Origin of the sequence: Roseomonas haemaphysalidis (genome assembly GCF_017355405.1) — a bacterium.
GTDB classification, from domain to species: Bacteria; Pseudomonadota; Alphaproteobacteria; order Acetobacterales; family Acetobacteraceae; genus Pseudoroseomonas; species Pseudoroseomonas haemaphysalidis.
In genome coordinates this window covers 1,727,250-1,743,518 of record NZ_CP061177.1, presented here as the reverse complement: position 1 = coordinate 1,743,518, position 16,269 = coordinate 1,727,250, and the positions used below count along the sequence as shown (strand labels likewise).

Sequence of the window (16,269 nt, the reverse complement as noted above, 5' to 3'; positions counted from 1 at the left end):
ACGAAGAGGAACCAGCCCCGGTGACGAAACCGCTGAAGAAGGCCGTGCTGCCCGTTGCCGGCCTTGGCACGCGCTTCCTGCCCGCCACCAAGGCGCTGGCCAAGGAAATGCTGCCGGTCGTCGACAAGCCGCTGATCCAGTATGCCGTCGATGAGGCGCGCGCCGCCGGCATCGAGCAGTTCTGCTTTGTCACCGGCCGCGGCAAGACCGCGATCGTCGAGCATTTCGACGTGGCCTACGAGCTGGAGCGCACCCTGAAGGAGCGCGGCAAGGACAAGGAGCTGGCCGAGCTGCATGCCCAGGCCGTGGCCCCCGGCTCCATCTCCACCGTGCGCCAGCAGGTGCCCATGGGCCTCGGCCACGCCATCTGGTGCGCCCGCACCTTTATCGGCGACGACCCCTTCGCCATCCTGCTGCCCGACGACCTGATGCAGTGCGAGGTGTCCTGCACCAAGCAGCTGGCCGATGCTTACCGCGAAACCGGTGGCAACGTGGTGGCCATCGAGGAAGTGCCGATGGAGCGCGTCAACAAGTACGGCGTGCTGGACATCGCCGAGGACAAGGGCCGGCTGGTGTCCGTCAAGGGCTTGGTGGAAAAGCCGCCGGTCGACAAGGCGCCGTCCAACCTCACCGTCATCGGCCGCTACGTGCTAATGCCCGAGGTGGTGCCCTTTCTGGCCCTGATGGAAAAGGGTGCCGGCGGCGAGGTGCAGCTGACCGACGCCATGGCCAAGCTGATCCCGACCCAGCCCTTCCATGGGCTGCGCTACGAAGGCCGCCGCTTCGACTGCGGCGACAAGATCGGCTACCTGGAGGCGCAGCTGGCCTTCGCGCTGGCCCGCCCCGACCTTGCGGAAGCCGTGCGCGGCTTCCTGCCCCGCTACGTGTAAGGCTTATTCGACATGCGGATTGCGATGCTGGGGGCCGGCTATGTCGGCCTCGTCTCAGGTGCGTGCTTTGCCGAGTTCGGCGTCGATGTCTGCATCGTCGACACCGACCCGGCCAAGATCGAGGCCCTCAAGCAGGGGCGTATCCCCATCTACGAGCCGGGCCTCGACCGGCTGGTGGAGGAGAACGCCCGTGACGGTCGCCTGACCTTCACCACCGAGCTGAAGGAAGCCATGCGCGGCGCCGACGCCGTGTTCCTGGCCGTCGGCACGCCGACGCGCCGGGGCGACGGCCACGCCGACCTCACCTACGTCTTCGCCGCCGCCGAGCAGGTGGCCAAGGCAGCCGAGGGCCCGCTGGTCCTGGTGACCAAGTCCACCGTACCCGTCGGCACCGGCCGCAAGATCGAGGAGATCGTGCGCAACGCCCGCCCCGACGGGCAGATCGAGGTGGCGTCCAACCCCGAGTTCCTGCGCGAAGGCAGCGCGATCGGCGATTTCATGCGTCCGGACCGCGTGGTGATCGGCGTGGAGTCGGAGCGCGCGGCGGCGGTGCTGAAGCGCCTGTACCGCCCGCTCTACCTGATCGAGACGCCGGTGGTGCAGACCTCGCTGGAAACGGCGGAGCTGATCAAGTACGCGGCCAACGCCTTCCTGGCGGTGAAGATCACCTTCATCAACCAGATGGCCGACCTGTGCGAAAAGGCCGGCGCCAACGTGCACGACGTGGCGCGCGGCATGGGGCTGGATGGCCGCATCGGCCGCAAGTTCCTGCACGCGGGCCCCGGCTACGGCGGCTCCTGCTTTCCCAAGGACACGCTGGCGCTGGCCCGCACGGCGCAGGAGCTGGGCGCGCCCGTCACCATCGTCGAGCAGACCATCACCGCCAACGACACCCGCAAGGAGCAGATGGCGCAGCGCGTCATCGATGCGCTGGGTGGCTCGGTCGCGGGCAAGACCATCGGCATCCTGGGCCTGACCTTCAAGCCCGAGACGGATGACATGCGGGACGCGCCCTCGCTGGTGATCGTTCCCGCGCTGATCGCCGCCGGCGCCAAGCTGCGGGCCTACGACCCGCAGCCGGGCCACGCGCGGCAGGTGCTGCCGGCCGATCTGCATTTCGCCAGCTCCGCCATGGACGCGGTGCAGGGCGCCGATGCGGTGATGCTGATCACCGAATGGAACGAGTTCCGCGCCTTGTCGCCCGAGAAGCTGCGCGCGGCGATGAAGGGCAAGGTGGTCTGCGACCTGCGCAACGTCTGGGACCCCGCCCAGATGCGCGAGGCCGGCTTCAGCTATTCCTCCATCGGCCGCCCCTGATTTCTAAGACACGACCACAGGACAACTGATTCCCATGACAGCCTTCCGCCACGACTTCCACCCGACCTCGCTGCGCGAGTACGACATCCGCGGCATTGTCGGCCAGACGCTGTCCGGCGCGGATGCCTTCGCCATCGGCCGCTGCTTCGGCAGCATCGTGGCCAAGCAGGGCGGGCGGAAGGTGGCAGTGGGCTATGACGGCCGCCTGTCCTCGCCCGAGCTGGAAACCCAGCTGGTCGCCGGCCTCGTGGCCTGCGGGCTGGAAGTGGCGCGCATCGGCTGCGGCCCCACGCCGATGCTCTACTTCGCCTCCTACGAATTGAAGGCCGACGGCGCCGTGATGGTGACCGGCAGCCACAACCCGCCGGACTACAACGGCTTCAAGATGATGCTGGGCAAGAAGCCGTTCTTCGGCCAGCAGATCCAGCAGATCGGCCAGATGGCGGCCAGCGGCGACGTGGTGGCCGAGGCCTCCGGCTCCTCCACCCAGGTGGACGTGTCGGATGCCTATGTCGCCCGCCTGCTCAAGGACTACGACGGCGGCGACCGCGCGCTGAACGTGGTCTGGGACCCCGGCAACGGCTCGGGCGCCGAGATCACCAAGCGTCTCGTCGCCAAGCTGCCCGGCAAGCACACCGTCATCAACGGCGAGATCGACGGCCGCTTCCCCAACCACCACCCCGACCCGACCGTACTGAAGAACCTCGAGCAGATCATCGCCGAGGTGGCCAAGCAGGGCGCCGACCTCGGCATCGCCTTCGATGGCGACGCCGACCGCATCGGCGCCGTGGACGGCGAGGGCAACATGCTGTTCGGCGACCAGCTTCTCGTGGTGCTGGCGCGCGACGTGCTGAAGGCCCACCCGGGCGGCACCATCATCGCCGACGTCAAGGCGAGCCAGGTGTTGTTCGACGAAGTGGACAAGGCCGGCGGCCAGTCGCTGATGTGGAAAACCGGCCACAGCCTGATCAAGGCCAAGATGGCCGAAACCGGCTCGCCGCTGGCCGGCGAGATGTCGGGCCACATCTTCTTCAACGACAAGTGGTATGGCTTCGACGACGCGCCCTACGCCGCCATCCGCCTGCTGGGCATCGTGGCGCGCGCCGGCGAGAGCCTGGCCCAGATGCGCGACGCGCTGCCCAAGGTGCTCAACACCCCCGAGCTGCGATTCAACTGCGCGGACGAGCGCAAGTTCGGCGTGATCCAGGAAGTGAAGGCCCGCCTCGCGGCGTCCGGCGCCAATGTCAACGACGTGGACGGCGTGCGCGTGCTGACCGAGGACGGCTGGTGGCTGCTGCGCGCCTCCAACACCCAGGCGGTGCTGGTGGCCCGCGCCGAGGCGAAGACCGAGGAAGGGCTGGACCGACTGAAGAAGCTGCTGGCCGAGCAGGTCGAGGCGTCGGGGCTGCAGGCGCCGGATTTCTCGGGCGAGAACGCGGGGCACTGAAAGCCAGCAAGGCTGGGGGAATGAATTCCCCCAGGCCCCCTTCTTTCATTTTTCCGGGTCTGGGTCCGGGCTGAAACAATCCAGCTTGCAACAGTGATTTTTTTGAAAAGGGCGCGCGGGTTCCACCCGCGCGCCCTTTTTTTCTTTCACATCAGAAAAAAGATGGGGGTCCGGGGGAATTCCTTCCCCTGGCCTTCTCCTACGCCGCCACATGCACCCCCGGCCGGCGGCCATCGTTCCACCGCCCCCCGATCGCGCGCTCGATCTGTGCCGCCAGTTGCAGCAGCAGCCCGTCATTGGCCTGCCGGGCCTGCGCCTGGATGCCCAGCGGCAGGCCGCTGTCCTGCCAGCCCAGCGGCAGCGAGATGCCGGGAATGCCGCACAGGTTGGACAGCGGCGTATAGGCGAAGTTGCGCCACAGGTTGCCGAACCAGTCGTAGATATCGGGGTTGTCGCTGATCGTCAGGTATTCGGTAGTGCCGAGCCTGGGCGTCGGCAGGGCGGTGATCGGCGTCAGGATGATGTCCCAGTCCTCGAAGAAAGCGCCAAAGTCGCGGGAGGTCTTGTTGAACACCGCCTGCATCTGCGCGCGCTCGGTGAAGCTGGTGTTGATGCCGGCTTCCCAGATGCGGATGTTGATGGGCTCCACCAGATCGGCGGGCGGGCGGTCGAGGCCCTTGGCGGCGATCAGGTTGTTCACCGTCTGCGCGAAGTTGCTGATGTAGCAGGTGGTCTGGGCGGCGAAGGCGGCGCGGAAATCCACCGCCGGCAGCGCCCATTCCACCTGGTGGCCCAGGCCCTCCAGCAGCTTGCCCACCCGCTCCAGCTCCGCCACGAAATGCGGCGTGGCGCGGTAGTCGCCCCATTCATGGGACAGCGCGATGCGCAGCCGGCCCGGGTCGCGGCGGATCAGCTCGGAATAGGGTTCGGGCGTGGTCCAGTAGGGCATGAACTCACCGGGAGCGCCGCCCCGGCATTGGTCCACGAACAGCGCCGTGTCGCGCACCGTGCGGCTGTGGCAGCCCTGGATGGAGACGAGACCCGTCAGGTCGGACGCGTAGGGTGCGATGGAGAATACGCCGCGCGAGGGCTTCAGCCCGATATTGCCCGTGGCGCCTGCGGGAATGCGGATGGAGCCGCCGCCATCCGTCGCGTGGCTGATCGGCAGCACGCCTGCGGAAACCGCCGCCGCCGTGCCGGCGGAAGAGCCGTTGGTGGTGTAGGCCACGTCCCAGGGATTGCGCGTCACATACATCGCCGGGTTCTCGGCGGAAGAGCAGCAGCCGAATTCCGGGGTGGTGCTGCGGCCGATGACGTTCAGGCCGGCCTTGCGGATACGGCCGGTGAGATGGCTGTCCGCCGCCGCGCGGGTGCCGCGCATCAGGTGGGAGCCCATCTCCTGCAGCCGCCCGGCCAGCGTCGGGCCCAGGTCCTTCATCAGGTAGGGCACGCCCGCGAAGGCGCCATCGGCGTCCATGCCGTCCCGCAACGGGTCGGCCACCACGTCCTCGAAGACCTCGACCACGGCGCCGAGCGTGGGGTTGAGGGCAGCAATGCCGGCGGCGGCCTGGGCGGCCAGCTCGGCGGCGGTCACCTCGCCGGCGCGGACCCTGCCGGCCAGCGCCACCGCGTCATGGCGCGCCCATTCGTCCCAGCTCATCGCAAGCGTCATCGGTCAGCCCATCCGGTGTTTGCCGGTGGAATCGTAACCCGGAAGGCGGAGCGTGGAACTGGGGGAGAATGAATTCTCCCCCGGACCCCCACCTCTTTTGTTTCGATCCGAAAGAGTTTGCCCGCTGACCGGTGCCGCCGAAGCGCAAGGCGGACACCCACGGGACCAACGGCAGGTCAAAAAGAAGATGGGGGTCTGGGGAATTCATTCCCCCAGCCTCCTTCCCCTCACAGCATCGGCTTGCCGCCCGTCACAGGGATCAGCGCGCCCGTCATGTAGGAGGATTCGTCGGACGCCAGCAGCACATAGGCCGGTGCCAGCTCCACCGGCTGGCCGGCGCGGGCCAGCGGCGTGGTGGCGCCGAAGTCCTTCACCTCGTCAGCCGGCATGGTGGAGGGGATCAGCGGCGTCCAGATCGGCCCCGGTGCCACGCAGTTCACGCGGATGCCCTTTTCCGCCACCGACTGCGCGAGGCCGGCGGTGAAGTTGGCGATGGCGCCCTTTGTGGTCGCGTAGGCCAGCAAGGAGGGCGAGGGTGTCTTGGCGTTGATCGAGGTGGTGTTGACGATGGTCGCACCCGGCTGCATGCGCGGGATGGCCGCCTTGCACAGGTAGAACTGGGCGTGGATGTTGGTGCGGAAGGTGGTGTCCCACTCCTCGTCGCTGATCTCCTCGATCGACTCATGGGTGCGCTGGAAGGCGGCGTTGTTGACCAAGATGTGGATGCCGCCCAGTTCCGACACGGTGCGCTCCACCAGCGCGCGGCAATGCGCCGGGTCGGTGATGTCACCGGGCGCCAGCACCACCTTGCGGCCGGCCTCGCGCACCCAGCGGGCGGTTTCCTCGGCGTCCGTATGCTCGTCGAGGTAGGAGATCAGCACGTCCGCCCCTTCTCGCGCATAGGCGATGGCGACGGCGCGGCCGATGCCGGAATCACCGCCGGTGATCAGCGCCACCTTGCCGGCCAGCCGGCCGCTGCCCTTGTAGCTGGTTTCGCCGTGGTCAGGCTGCGGGTTCATGGCGGCGGTGTCGCCCGGGGGCGCCTGCTTGGCGTCCGAATAGGGCGGCTGCGGATAGGCGGTACGCGGGTCCTGCGGCATGGATCGGCTTTCTGTCCGGGGGTTCATGCCAAGGAACACCCGGACCCGACGATGGTCACACCACGCCGGTTACACGGAGGCGTGCTCACGCCCCGGAATGGCGTGGTGGATACGCGCCCGAGAGATCTGGAGGGCCAGGCGCTTTCGTTGCCGCACCCTCAGGGCAACTGCGCCCGGCATTCCGCCACGCCGGCAACGCATCCGCCGTCCAGCCACCATTGCCGCACCCGCCCCAGCGCCTGCCCCACCGCCGGGCCAGGCGGAATGCCGGCGGCCAGCGCGTCCCGTCCCTGCAGGGGAAACACCGGGCGCGGCGTGGCGGCGATGCGCGCCCGCAGCGCGGCGCGGTCCTGGCCATCGGCGGCCTCGGCCATGTTGGCGAGGTCGGTTTCCAGTCCGGCGGGGGCCTCGGCCAGCCAACGGCGCAGGGCGGCGCCGTCGAGGCCGGCTTCGGGGCGCAAGGCGGGGTCCAGCAGGCGGCGCAGCACGGTGTCTTCCTGTGCCGAGAAACGCAGGCGCCGGGCCAGCGCCGCGGCATCAGTGTCGGGATGCAGCAGGGCGGCCAGCCGTGCCAGGGGGCCGGCATCGGCGGGCAGGCGCCGCAATGCCGCCTCGTCCGCCGCGGCTTCGGGCAGGGCGGCGGCCAGCACGCCGGTGTCGCGCATCAGCGCCACCGCCGGCACCGGATCGGGTGCCTGCAACAGTCGCTTCAGTTCCATCCAGACCCGCTCGGCCGACAGCCGGGCCAGGCCCGGGACCGCGGCGCGGATGGCGGCCAGCGCCGCCGGGTCCGGCGCCCCCTGGCCGTAGCGCGCCTGGAAGCGGAAAAAGCGCAGCACGCGGAGGTAATCCTCCGCCATGCGCGTCGCCGGGTCGCCAACAAAGCGCACCCGCCCGGCGGCAAGGTCGGCGCGGCCGCCGAAGTAATCCCAGACCTGCCCGGTGGCATCCATCGACAGCGCGTTCATGGTGAAGTCGCGCCGCGCCGCGTCCTCGCGCCAGTCGGTGCTCCAGGCCACCTCCGCATGGCGGCCATCGGTCAGCAGGTCGCGGCGCAGGCTGGTGACCTCCACCGGCTGGTGCAGCAGCACGGCGGTGACGGTGCCATGCGCCAGTCCGGTTTCGAACACCTTCAGCCCGGCCTCGCGCAGCCGCGCGGCCGCCTGCTCGGGCGGCAGGGCGACGGCGACATCCACGTCCTGCACCGCGCGGCCGGCCAGCAGGTCGCGCACCGCGCCGCCCACCACCCGTGCGCCGGGCAAGGCCGCCAGCACGGCGGCGGGCGCCCCCTCGCCCAGCCAGGCAGGCGGCGCGATGTGGAATGCAGGGGGATCGGGCGTGGGATCGGTCATGGCGGCGCAAGGCAGCATGCGGAAAGAAACAGCGCAATCGGCCCCGCATCCAATCCGGAATCGCGGCGTTGATGGGGGGCAGGCCGGCGGCACGCCGGCATCGAGACAGGAGAACCCCCATGGCTGACGAAAACCGCGTGACCGGCACCGCCCGCGACGCCTTCGGGCGCGTGCAGGAGGCCGTCGGTGGCCTGACCGGCGACCGCAACACCCAGGCGCGTGGCATGTACAACCAGGCGCAGGGCCAGACCGAGAACGCGCTGGGCCAGCTGGCCGACAGCGTGCGCGAGCAGCCGCTGACCGCCGTGTTCATCGGCGCCGCCATCGGCTACGTGCTGGGCCGCCTGCGCATCCTCTGATGCACGGCGGGGCGTGCTACCGCAGCACCAGCGCCAAGTTGCGCAGGATCGCGGCGGTGGCGCCCCAGACGTAGTGCCGCTCATGCGGCCAAACCCAGAAGGCCCGCTCCGCACCCCGGAAGCGGGCCTTTTGCTGTTGCGGCAAGGCCGGGTCCAGCAGGCGGGACAACGGGTATTCGAAGATCAGCTCCACCTCCCCCGGCTCCGGGATCAGCTGCAGCGGCGGGCGCAGCAGCGCCAGCACGGGGGTGATGCGGAACCCGGTGCCGGTCAGGTGATCCGGCAAGCGCCCCAGCACCTGCGGCAAGGCGGGGCCGAGGCCCACCTCCTCCCAGCTTTCGCGCAGCGCCGCCTGTTCCGGGCTTTCGCCGGATTCGATCCGGCCGCCGGGAAACGCCACCTGGCCGGCGTGGGACGACAGCTTGGTGGTGCGCAGCGTCAGCAGTACGGTGGGCTCCGGATGCAGCACCAGCGGCACCAGCACGGCGGCGTCCCGCAAAGGTCCGCCGCTGTCCCAGCCCTCGGTTTCCGTGGCGTCGGCACGGGCCAGCCGAAGGGGATCGGTCAACCGGGCAGCGAGGTCCCCGGCCGACAATGCCGTGGTGGCGGGACTCACTTCGCGGCGGGTCGCTCGGCGACGGCGGCGGCACGGGGAATGCTCACCCGGCGGCGGGTGGGCTTGCGGGTGGGCGCGTCGTCGATGGGGAAGAAGACGCCCTCGCTCCACACGCCCAGCAGATCCCGGCCGTCCACCGTCTCGGGCTCGGCCAGGGCGACCAGCTCATAGAACACGGCGCGGTTGATGCGCGCCTCGATCCCCGGGCGGACGGACACATAAGGGCGCGGCTCGCGCGTTTCGGGATCAATGGCGACGCGAATGGGGTGGTCGTGGTCGGCGGTGACCATCTCGTCCAGGTTGGTGCGGAAGGTCAGGCATTGCCGGCCGGCGCACTGGTCCCAGAACACTTCCACCGCCACGAAGGGCACGTCCTCCACGTCGACCATGCCGCGCTCGACCGGCGTTTCCAGCCAGTAGCTGCCATCGGCCTCGCGCTTCAGCACGGAAGCGAACAGGCACACCAGCTCCTTCCGGCCGATCGGGCTGCCGCGGTAGTGCCAGGACCCGTCCTTGGCGATGCGCATGCCGAGCGGGCCGCAGTCATGGCGCGGCCCGGGCGGCCCGGAGCGCTTGCCCGGCCGCAGCCCGGCGAGGGGCAGGGCCTTGCGGTCGGCGGGCATGCCGCAAGGGTCGGTGGCCTGGGGCCGGCAGCAATCGGCGGGCATCACGTCCTCCTGTTGCATCGCATTCAATGCTTTGTCCGTGCGGCCACTGGTCATACGCTTTCCAAGTCTCGCTCCTGGATCGGGATCGGCTGGCGGAAACAGGCCGGCGTCCCATATCCAGGCTATATAAGGAGCCCGACCGGCATGGTTGAAGTGGCGGAGCCGATTGATCCCACCATCCTGGTGAATGAGGTGGAAGCCCTGGGGACGCGGCTGGCCCGCGTCAAGGCCGCCGTGGGCGAGGTGATCTTCGGCCAGCCCGAGGTGGTGGAGCAGGTGCTGATCACCATCCTGGCCGGCGGCCACGTGCTGCTGGTGGGCGTGCCGGGCCTGGGCAAGACCAAGCTGGTGGAAACGCTGAGCACCGTGCTGGGGCTGGCGGAAAGCCGCGTGCAGTTCACCCCCGACCTGATGCCCGCCGACATCCTGGGCAGCGAGGTGCTGGAGGAAGGCGAAGGCGGCCGCCGCGCCTTCCGCTTCATCCAGGGCCCGGTGTTCTGCCAGCTGCTGATGGCCGACGAGATCAACCGCGCCTCGCCCCGCACCCAGTCCGCGCTGTTGCAGGCGATGCAGGAGCGCAAGGTGGCGATGGGCGGCACCACCTATCCCCTGCCCGCCCCCTTCCACGTGCTGGCGACGCAGAACCCGATCGAGCAGGAAGGCACCTACCCGCTGCCGGAAGCGCAGCTGGACCGCTTTCTGCTGGAGGTCGAGGTGTCCTACCCCGACGAGGCGGCCGAGCGCGCCATGCTGCTGGCCACCACGGGTGCTGCCGAGGCCCGCGCCCGCCCCGCCCTGACCTCCGCCGAGCTGCTGGCCGCCCAGGCGCTGATCCGCCGCATTCCGGTGGGCGAGCAGGTCCTGGACGCCATCCTGAAGCTGGTGCGCGGCGCGCGGCCGGAAACGGGCGCGCTGCCTGCCGTCAAGCAGCACCTGGCCTGGGGCCCGGGCCCGCGCGCCGCCCAGGCGCTGATGCTGGCCACACGGGCGCGCGCCGTGCTGGATGGCCGCCTGGCCCCCAGCGTGGAGGACGTGATCGCGCTGGCCGAGCCGGTGCTGCGCCACCGCATGGCGCTCAACTTCTCCGCCCGCGCCGATGGCGTGCGGCTCCCTGACGTGATCGGGGCGCTGAAGGCCAGCCTTGGCTGACGCCGCCCTTCGCGCCGAGGCGTTAGGCGCCCGGCTGCCGCCGCTGGTGGTGGCGGCCGAGCGGGTGGCGGCCACGGTCATGCAAGGCGTGCACGGCCGCCGCCGCGCCGGCCAGGGCGATGCCTTCTGGCAGTTCCGCCCTTATGCGCGCGGCGATGCGCTGAACCGCCTGGACTGGCGGCAAAGCGCCAAGTCCGACCGGCTGTTCGTGCGCGAAACCGAATGGGAAGCGGCGCAAAGCGTGGCGTTGTGGCGCGACTCCGGCCAGACCATGCGCTGGGCTTCCGCCAAGGGGCAGCCCGAAAAAGGCGAGCGCGCCGAGTTGCTGCTGCTGGCGCTGGCTTCCCTGCTCCTGCGCGGCGGCGAACGGGTGCGGCTGCTGGGCCAGCGACGCGCCTGGGCCGGGCGCGGCGTGCTGCCGCCGCTGGCCGAGGCACTGTCCCGCCACACCGCCCCCGCCGCCGATGACAGCCTGCCCCGCCACGCCCGCGCCGTGCTGCTGTCCGATTTCCTGGCACCGCTGGAAGACACGCGCGCCGTTGTCGCGGCCCTGGCCGCGCGCGGCGTCTCCGGCCAGCTGGTGCAGGTGCTGGACCCGGCAGAGGAAACCCTGCCCTACCAGGGCCGCATCCGCTTTGAAGCCCTGGGCGGCGACGAGGCGGTGCTGCTGCCGCGCACCGAGGGCATCCGCGCGCTTTATGCCGAACGGCTGGCCGCGCACCGCGCCGGCCTTGCCGCCATCGCCGCCGCCGCCGGCTGGCGCTTCACCACCCACCGCACCGACACGCCGCCCGAACGGGCGCTGCTGGCGCTGTGGCAATCCCTGTCTCCGGCATAGGCCGCGCCCCGCATGCTGCAACTCGGCCCGCTCGGCTTCGTGGTTCCCTGGCTGCTCCTGGCGCTGCCGCTGCTGCCCGCCATCTGGTGGCTGCTGCGCGTCACGCCGCCGGCGCCGCGCCGCCAGCCCTTTCCCGCCGTGCGGCTGTTGCGCGACCTGCCGGCCCCGGAGCAGACGCCCAGCCGCACGCCCTGGTGGCTGCTGCTGCTCAGGCTGGCGGCGGCGGCGCTGATCGTGCTGGGGCTGGCCCGCCCGGTCTGGGGGCCGGGAGCGGGCACGGCCGGGGAAGGCCCACTGCTGCTGGTGGTCGATGACGGCTGGGCCTCGGCCGCCGACTGGCCCGCCCGCATGGCCACCGCCCAGGCGGCACTGGACGGCGCCGCCCGCCAGGGCCGCCGCGCCGCCCTGCTGCTGACCGCCGCCGCCACCGAGCCGCCCCGCCCCAGCGCCGTGATGCCGGCGGAAGCGTTGCGCACCCGCCTGGCCGCCCTGCGCCCCAGGCCCTGGGCCACTGACCGCGCCGCCGCGCTGGCCGGCTTCCAGGCGTGGCGGCAGGCCAATCCCGGCCCGCTGTCGCCGCTCTGGCTGGCGGACGGCATCGGCGCCGACAGCGCCCCGCTGGCCGAGGCCCTGGCCGCCGCCGGCCCCTTGACCCTGGCCCGTGCCGAGGGCCGCCCCACCCGCCTGCTGCTGCCGCCGCGCGCCGAGCCGGACCGGCTGTTGCTGGCCCTGCGCCAGACACCGGCCGCGCTGGCGGGCTCCGCCACCGTGCTGGCCCGCACCGGCGACGGCCGTGCCCTGGCATCCGCCGCGATCGACCTGCCGGCCGGCGCCACGGCGGGGGAGGTCGCCCTGCCCTTGCCGCTGGAAATCCGCAACCAGGTGGTGCGGCTCGATCTCGACGGCGAGGACAGCGCCGGCACCAGCGTGCTGCTGGACGAGCGCTTCCGCCGCCGCCCGGTCGGGCTGATCGGCCCCACGGAGGCCGGCACGGACACGCCATTGATTGGCGCCCTGTACTACCTGCAGCGCGCGCTGGAGCCGACGGCCGAGCTGCGCTCCGGCTCCATCGAGCAGTTGCTGTCCCGCCAGTTGTCCGTGCTGGTGCTGGCCGACCGCCCCGTGGCCACGGGGCGCGAGCAGGAGGCGCTGGACCGCTGGGTGCGGGCCGGCGGCACGCTGCTGCGCTTTGCCGGCCCGCGCCTGGCCGAGAACCCCGACCCGCTGCTGCCGGTGCGGCTGCGCGCGGGCGAGCGGCAGCTGGGCGGCGCGCTGTCCTGGGAGCAGCCGCAGCGCATGGCGCCCTTCCCCGATACCTCGCCCTTCGCCGGGCTGGTGCCGCCGGAGGAGGTGCGCATCCAGACCCAGGTGCTGGCCGAGCCCGACCCGCGCCTGTCCGAACGCTCCTGGGCCCGGCTGGGCGACGGCACGCCGCTGGTGACGGCCGAGACGCGCGGCGCCGGGCGCATCGTGCTGTTCCATGTCACGGCCAATGCCGAATGGTCCGACCTGCCGCTGTCCGGGCTGTTTCCCGACATGCTGCGCCGCGTGGTGGCGCTGTCCACCGGCGTGGCGGGGGCGGAAGGCGCGGCACCGCTGGCGCCGGTGGAAGTGATGGACGGCTTCGGCCGCCTCGGCCCCGCCCCGGGGGGCGTCGCCGCCATTCCCGCCAACCTGCTGGCCGAAACCCTGCCCGGCCCACGGCACCCGCCCGGCTGGTATGGCGTGCCCGGCGAGGGTGGCGAGCGCCGCGCGCTGAACCTGTCCGCCAGCCTGCCCGCCCCGGTGCCCATGGCGGCGCCGCCCGCCGGCACCGCCACGCTGGCGATCGGCGGCGTGCCGGCGGAACGCGACCTGGGTCCCTGGCTGCTGGGCGCGGCGCTGCTGTTGCTGGCGCTGGACCTGTTGCTGTCGCTGGGCCAGCGCGGGCTGCTGGCCAAGCCCGCGAGGCTGGCGGTGCTGGCCCTGCTGCTGGCGGCACCGCTGCAGGCCCGGGCCCAGACGGACACGCTGCCCACCGTCACCCGCATCGGCTTCGTGGCGACCGAGGACCCGGCGGCGGACGAGGCCGTGCGGCAAGGGCTGGTCGGCCTGTCCGAATACGTCAACCGCCGCACGGCCGCGGCCTTGGGCGACCCCGTGATGGTGCGGCCGGGGCAGGACGACCTGTCCGTGCTGCCGCTGCTCTACTGGGCCATCCTGCCGGAAGCGCAGCCCCCCGGCCCGGCGGCGGCGGCGGCGCTGAACGAGTTCATGCGCAACGGCGGCATCATCCTGTTCGACACGCGCGACGAAGGCTCGGGCGAGGGCTTCGCCCCCGGCGCGCGGGAAGCCTTGCAGCGGGTCACCCGCAGCCTGGCCATCCCGCCGCTGATGCCGGTCACGCCGGAACACGTGCTGACCCGTTCCTTCTACCTGTTGCAGGAGTTGCCGGGGCGCTTCGCGGGCGGGCAGGTCTGGGTGTCGCGTGAAGAGGACCGGGCCAATGACAGCGTCAGCCCCGTGATCATCGGCGGCCACGACTGGGCGGGCGCCTGGGCCATCGATGCGCGCGGCAACAACCCCTACGCCGCCATTCCCGGCGGCGCGCGGCAGCGCACGCTGGCTTATCGCTTCGGCGTCAACCTCGTGATGTACGCGCTGACCGGCAACTACAAGGGTGACCAGGTGCATGTGCCGGCCATCCTGGAAAGGCTCGGCAACTGATGCAAAGCGCGCTGTCGGGCATCGACCTTTCGCCCATCCTGCCGCTGTGGCTGCTGCTGGCCCTGGCCGCGCTGGCCCTGCTGGCGCTGCTGCCCGCGCTGTGGCGGCGGGCGCGCGGCACGGGGTGGCGGGCGCTGTCCTTCGCGCTGCTGCTGCTGGCCCTGGCCAACCCCCGGCTGGTGGAGGAAACCCGCGAAACGCGCCCCGACATCGCGCTGCTGGTGCAGGACCGGAGCGACAGCGCCCGCATCGGCACGCGCGGCACGCAGATGGACGCGGCCCGCGCCGCGCTGGAAGCCGCCGCCGCGCGCTTTCCCGACCTGGAGCTGCGCACGCTGGACGTGCCGGAAGGCGGCAACCAGGGCACGAGGCTGGTGTCCGCCATCGACCGCGCGCTGGCCGACATCCCGCGCGCCCGGCTGGCCGGCATCCTGGCGCTGACCGACGGGCAGGCGCATGACGTGCCCGCCGCGCCGGCCTTTGACGCCCCCTTCCACGCCATCCTGCCCGGCGCGCCCGGCGAGACCGACCGGCGCATCCGCGTGATCGAGGCGCCGGGCTTCGGCATTGTCGGCCGCAGCGTGGAGCTGCGCGTGGCGGTGGAGGACCTCGGCGTGCCCGCCGCGCAGGCCACGGGCGCGGCACGCCTGACCATCCGCCGTGACGGCGCCCCGCCCCGCGTGGAATCCGTGCCCCTCGGGCGCGAGCACCGCATCACCATTCCCATCGAGCGCGGCGGCCCTTCCGTGGTGGAGCTGGCCGTGGAGGAACGGCCGGGCGAGGTGTCGGCGCTGAACAACCGCGCCGTGGTCACCATCAACGGCGTGCGCGACCGGCTGCGGGTGCTGCTGGTGTCCGGCGAGCCGCATTCGGGCGAGCGCACCTGGCGCCGCCTGCTGAAGGCCGACCCCAATGTGGACCTCGTGCACTTCACCATCCTGCGCCCGCCGGAAAAGGATGACCTGACGCCGCTCAACGAGCTGGCGCTGATCGCCTTTCCGGTGCGCGAGCTGTTCCAGGTGAAGCTGCGCGACTTCGACCTCATCGTCTTCGACCGCTTCAGCAACCGCGGCATCCTGCCGCCTACCTACCTGCGCAACATCGCCGACTACGTGCGGGGCGGCGGCGCGCTGCTGCTGTCGGTCGGGCCGGAATTCCTCGGCCCCACCAGCCTGGCCACCACGCCGCTCGGCGCCGTGCTGCCGGCGCGGCCGCTGAGCGGTGCCGGCGGGCTGGCCGAAGGCGCCTTCCGCCCGCGCGTGACGGAGGCCGGCGCGCGCCACCCCGTCACCCAGGGGCTGGCCGGCGCCAACGCCGGCACGGCGCAGCCCAGCTGGGGCCGCTGGTACCGGCACCTGCGCGCCGACGTGCTGAACGGCACCACCGTGATGGACAGCGATGACGGCGCCCCCCTGCTGCAACTGGACCGCGTGGGCGAGGGCCGCGTGGCGCTGCTCCTGTCCGACCAGATCTGGCTGTGGTCGCGCGGCCATGATGGCGGCGGCCCGCAGGCCGAGCTGCTGCGCCGCGCCGCGCACTGGCTGATGAAGGAGCCGGAGCTGGAGGAAGAAGACCTGCTGGCGCGCGTGGAAAACGGCACCCTGACCGCCACCCGCCGCAGCGTGGATGCCGGGCCGCCGCCGGAGCTGACCGTCACCGCGCCGGACGGCACCACCACCCGACGCACCGCCGAGGCCGCCGGCGGGGGCCATGCGACGCTCAGCCTGCCGGCCACCCAGCCCGGCGTGTGGCAGGTGACGGACGGCCGCCGCACCGCCTTTGCCGCCGCCGCCGCCGCCAATCCGCTGGAAATCGCCGACCTGCGTGCCGACCCGGCCAAGCTGGCGCCCGTGCTGTCCGCCACCGGCGGGGGCGTGCGCTGGCTGGGCAACGGCCCGGCGCCGGCGGTGCCCGAGCTGCGCCGCGTGGCCGCCGGGCGGGACATGGCGGGCGGTGCGGCCAATGGCTGGCTGGGCCTGCGGCGCAACCAGGACCACGTGGTCACGGGCATTTCCGCCATGCCGCTGCTGCCGCCCTGGATGGCGCTGCCGCTGGTGCTGGGCGTCGCCCTCCTCGCCTGGCGGCGGGAAGGGCGCTGAGGCGGCGCGGCCGCCTCGTTGCAGCCATGTTCGGAGCTTCCTATCTATGCGACCGG

At 71.9% G+C, this 16,269-nt stretch carries 13 protein-coding genes; 8 read left to right on the top strand and 5 right to left on the bottom strand.

What is annotated here, in order from left to right; all coding sequences use genetic code 11:
• The first annotated feature begins 20 nt into the window (after window positions 1-20).
• Genes galU through pgmG form a run of 3 tightly spaced genes read left to right on the top strand, consistent with a single transcriptional unit; the run spans window position 21 to window position 3,654 of the window.
• Window positions 21-890: a UTP--glucose-1-phosphate uridylyltransferase GalU gene (galU, locus tag IAI59_RS08005; protein WP_207416711.1), complete on the top strand. Its 870-nt coding sequence runs from the start codon at window positions 21-23 to the stop codon at window positions 888-890.
• A 12-nt stretch (window positions 891-902) separates the two neighbouring features.
• A complete protein-coding gene (locus IAI59_RS08000) occupies window positions 903-2,207 on the top strand; it encodes a UDP-glucose dehydrogenase family protein (protein WP_207416712.1) in 1,305 nt (434 codons plus the stop codon).
• A 34-nt stretch (window positions 2,208-2,241) separates the two neighbouring features.
• A complete protein-coding gene (gene pgmG, locus IAI59_RS07995) occupies window positions 2,242-3,654 on the top strand; it encodes a phosphoglucomutase/phosphomannomutase PgmG (protein WP_207416713.1) in 1,413 nt (470 codons plus the stop codon).
• Window positions 3,655-3,853: 199 nt separating this feature from the next.
• On the opposite strand, the gene IAI59_RS07990 is transcribed toward pgmG, so the two are convergent.
• The 3 genes from IAI59_RS07990 to IAI59_RS07980 all read right to left on the bottom strand — a co-directional run bounded on the left by IAI59_RS07990 (window position 3,854) and on the right by IAI59_RS07980 (window position 7,778).
• Window positions 3,854-5,326, bottom strand: a complete 1,473-nt coding sequence (locus tag IAI59_RS07990; RefSeq protein ID WP_207416714.1) for an amidase — start codon at window positions 5,324-5,326, stop codon at window positions 3,854-3,856.
• 227 nt (window positions 5,327-5,553) lie between these two features.
• Window positions 5,554-6,426, bottom strand: a complete 873-nt coding sequence (locus IAI59_RS07985) for an SDR family oxidoreductase (protein WP_207416715.1) — start codon at window positions 6,424-6,426, stop codon at window positions 5,554-5,556.
• A gap of 158 nt (window positions 6,427-6,584) precedes the next feature.
• The gene (locus IAI59_RS07980; RefSeq protein WP_207416717.1) at window positions 6,585-7,778 is read right to left on the bottom strand and encodes a CCA tRNA nucleotidyltransferase; all 1,194 of its coding nucleotides are present in this window, start codon (window positions 7,776-7,778) and stop codon (window positions 6,585-6,587) included.
• 119 nt (window positions 7,779-7,897) lie between these two features.
• Between IAI59_RS07980 and IAI59_RS07975 the strand changes: the two genes are divergently transcribed.
• Complete coding sequence (locus tag IAI59_RS07975) at window positions 7,898-8,137, top strand: CsbD family protein (RefSeq protein WP_207416718.1); 240 nt, start codon at window positions 7,898-7,900, stop codon at window positions 8,135-8,137.
• Window positions 8,138-8,153: 16 nt separating this feature from the next.
• On the opposite strand, the gene IAI59_RS07970 is transcribed toward IAI59_RS07975, so the two are convergent.
• Window positions 8,154-8,705: a CoA pyrophosphatase gene (locus IAI59_RS07970; RefSeq protein ID WP_237180626.1), complete on the bottom strand. Its 552-nt coding sequence runs from the start codon at window positions 8,703-8,705 to the stop codon at window positions 8,154-8,156.
• Window positions 8,706-8,749: 44 nt separating this feature from the next.
• On the bottom strand, window positions 8,750-9,439 hold the full coding sequence (locus IAI59_RS07965) for a DUF1285 domain-containing protein (RefSeq protein WP_237180627.1): 690 nt from the start codon (window positions 9,437-9,439) through the stop codon (window positions 8,750-8,752).
• A 126-nt stretch (window positions 9,440-9,565) separates the two neighbouring features.
• Here IAI59_RS07965 and IAI59_RS07960 point away from each other — a divergent pair, with 126 nt between their 5' ends.
• Genes IAI59_RS07960 through IAI59_RS07945 form a run of 4 tightly spaced genes read left to right on the top strand, consistent with a single transcriptional unit; the run spans window position 9,566 to window position 16,213 of the window.
• Entirely contained in the window at window positions 9,566-10,570 is a 1,005-nt protein-coding gene (locus tag IAI59_RS07960) for an AAA family ATPase (RefSeq protein ID WP_207416720.1), read from the top strand.
• Window positions 10,563-11,408 carry a DUF58 domain-containing protein gene (locus IAI59_RS07955; protein WP_237180628.1) on the top strand — a complete coding sequence of 282 codons (846 nt, stop codon included), beginning with the start codon at window positions 10,563-10,565 and terminating at the stop codon, window positions 11,406-11,408. The genes IAI59_RS07960 and IAI59_RS07955 overlap by 8 nt, the downstream gene beginning before the upstream one ends.
• A gap of 12 nt (window positions 11,409-11,420) precedes the next feature.
• The gene (locus tag IAI59_RS23330; protein ID WP_207416721.1) at window positions 11,421-14,114 is read left to right on the top strand and encodes a DUF4159 domain-containing protein; all 2,694 of its coding nucleotides are present in this window, start codon (window positions 11,421-11,423) and stop codon (window positions 14,112-14,114) included.
• The gene (locus tag IAI59_RS07945; RefSeq protein ID WP_207416722.1) at window positions 14,114-16,213 is read left to right on the top strand and encodes a hypothetical protein; all 2,100 of its coding nucleotides are present in this window, start codon (window positions 14,114-14,116) and stop codon (window positions 16,211-16,213) included. Before IAI59_RS23330 ends, IAI59_RS07945 begins: the two co-directional genes overlap by 1 nt.
• The last annotated feature ends 56 nt before the right edge of the window (window positions 16,214-16,269 follow it).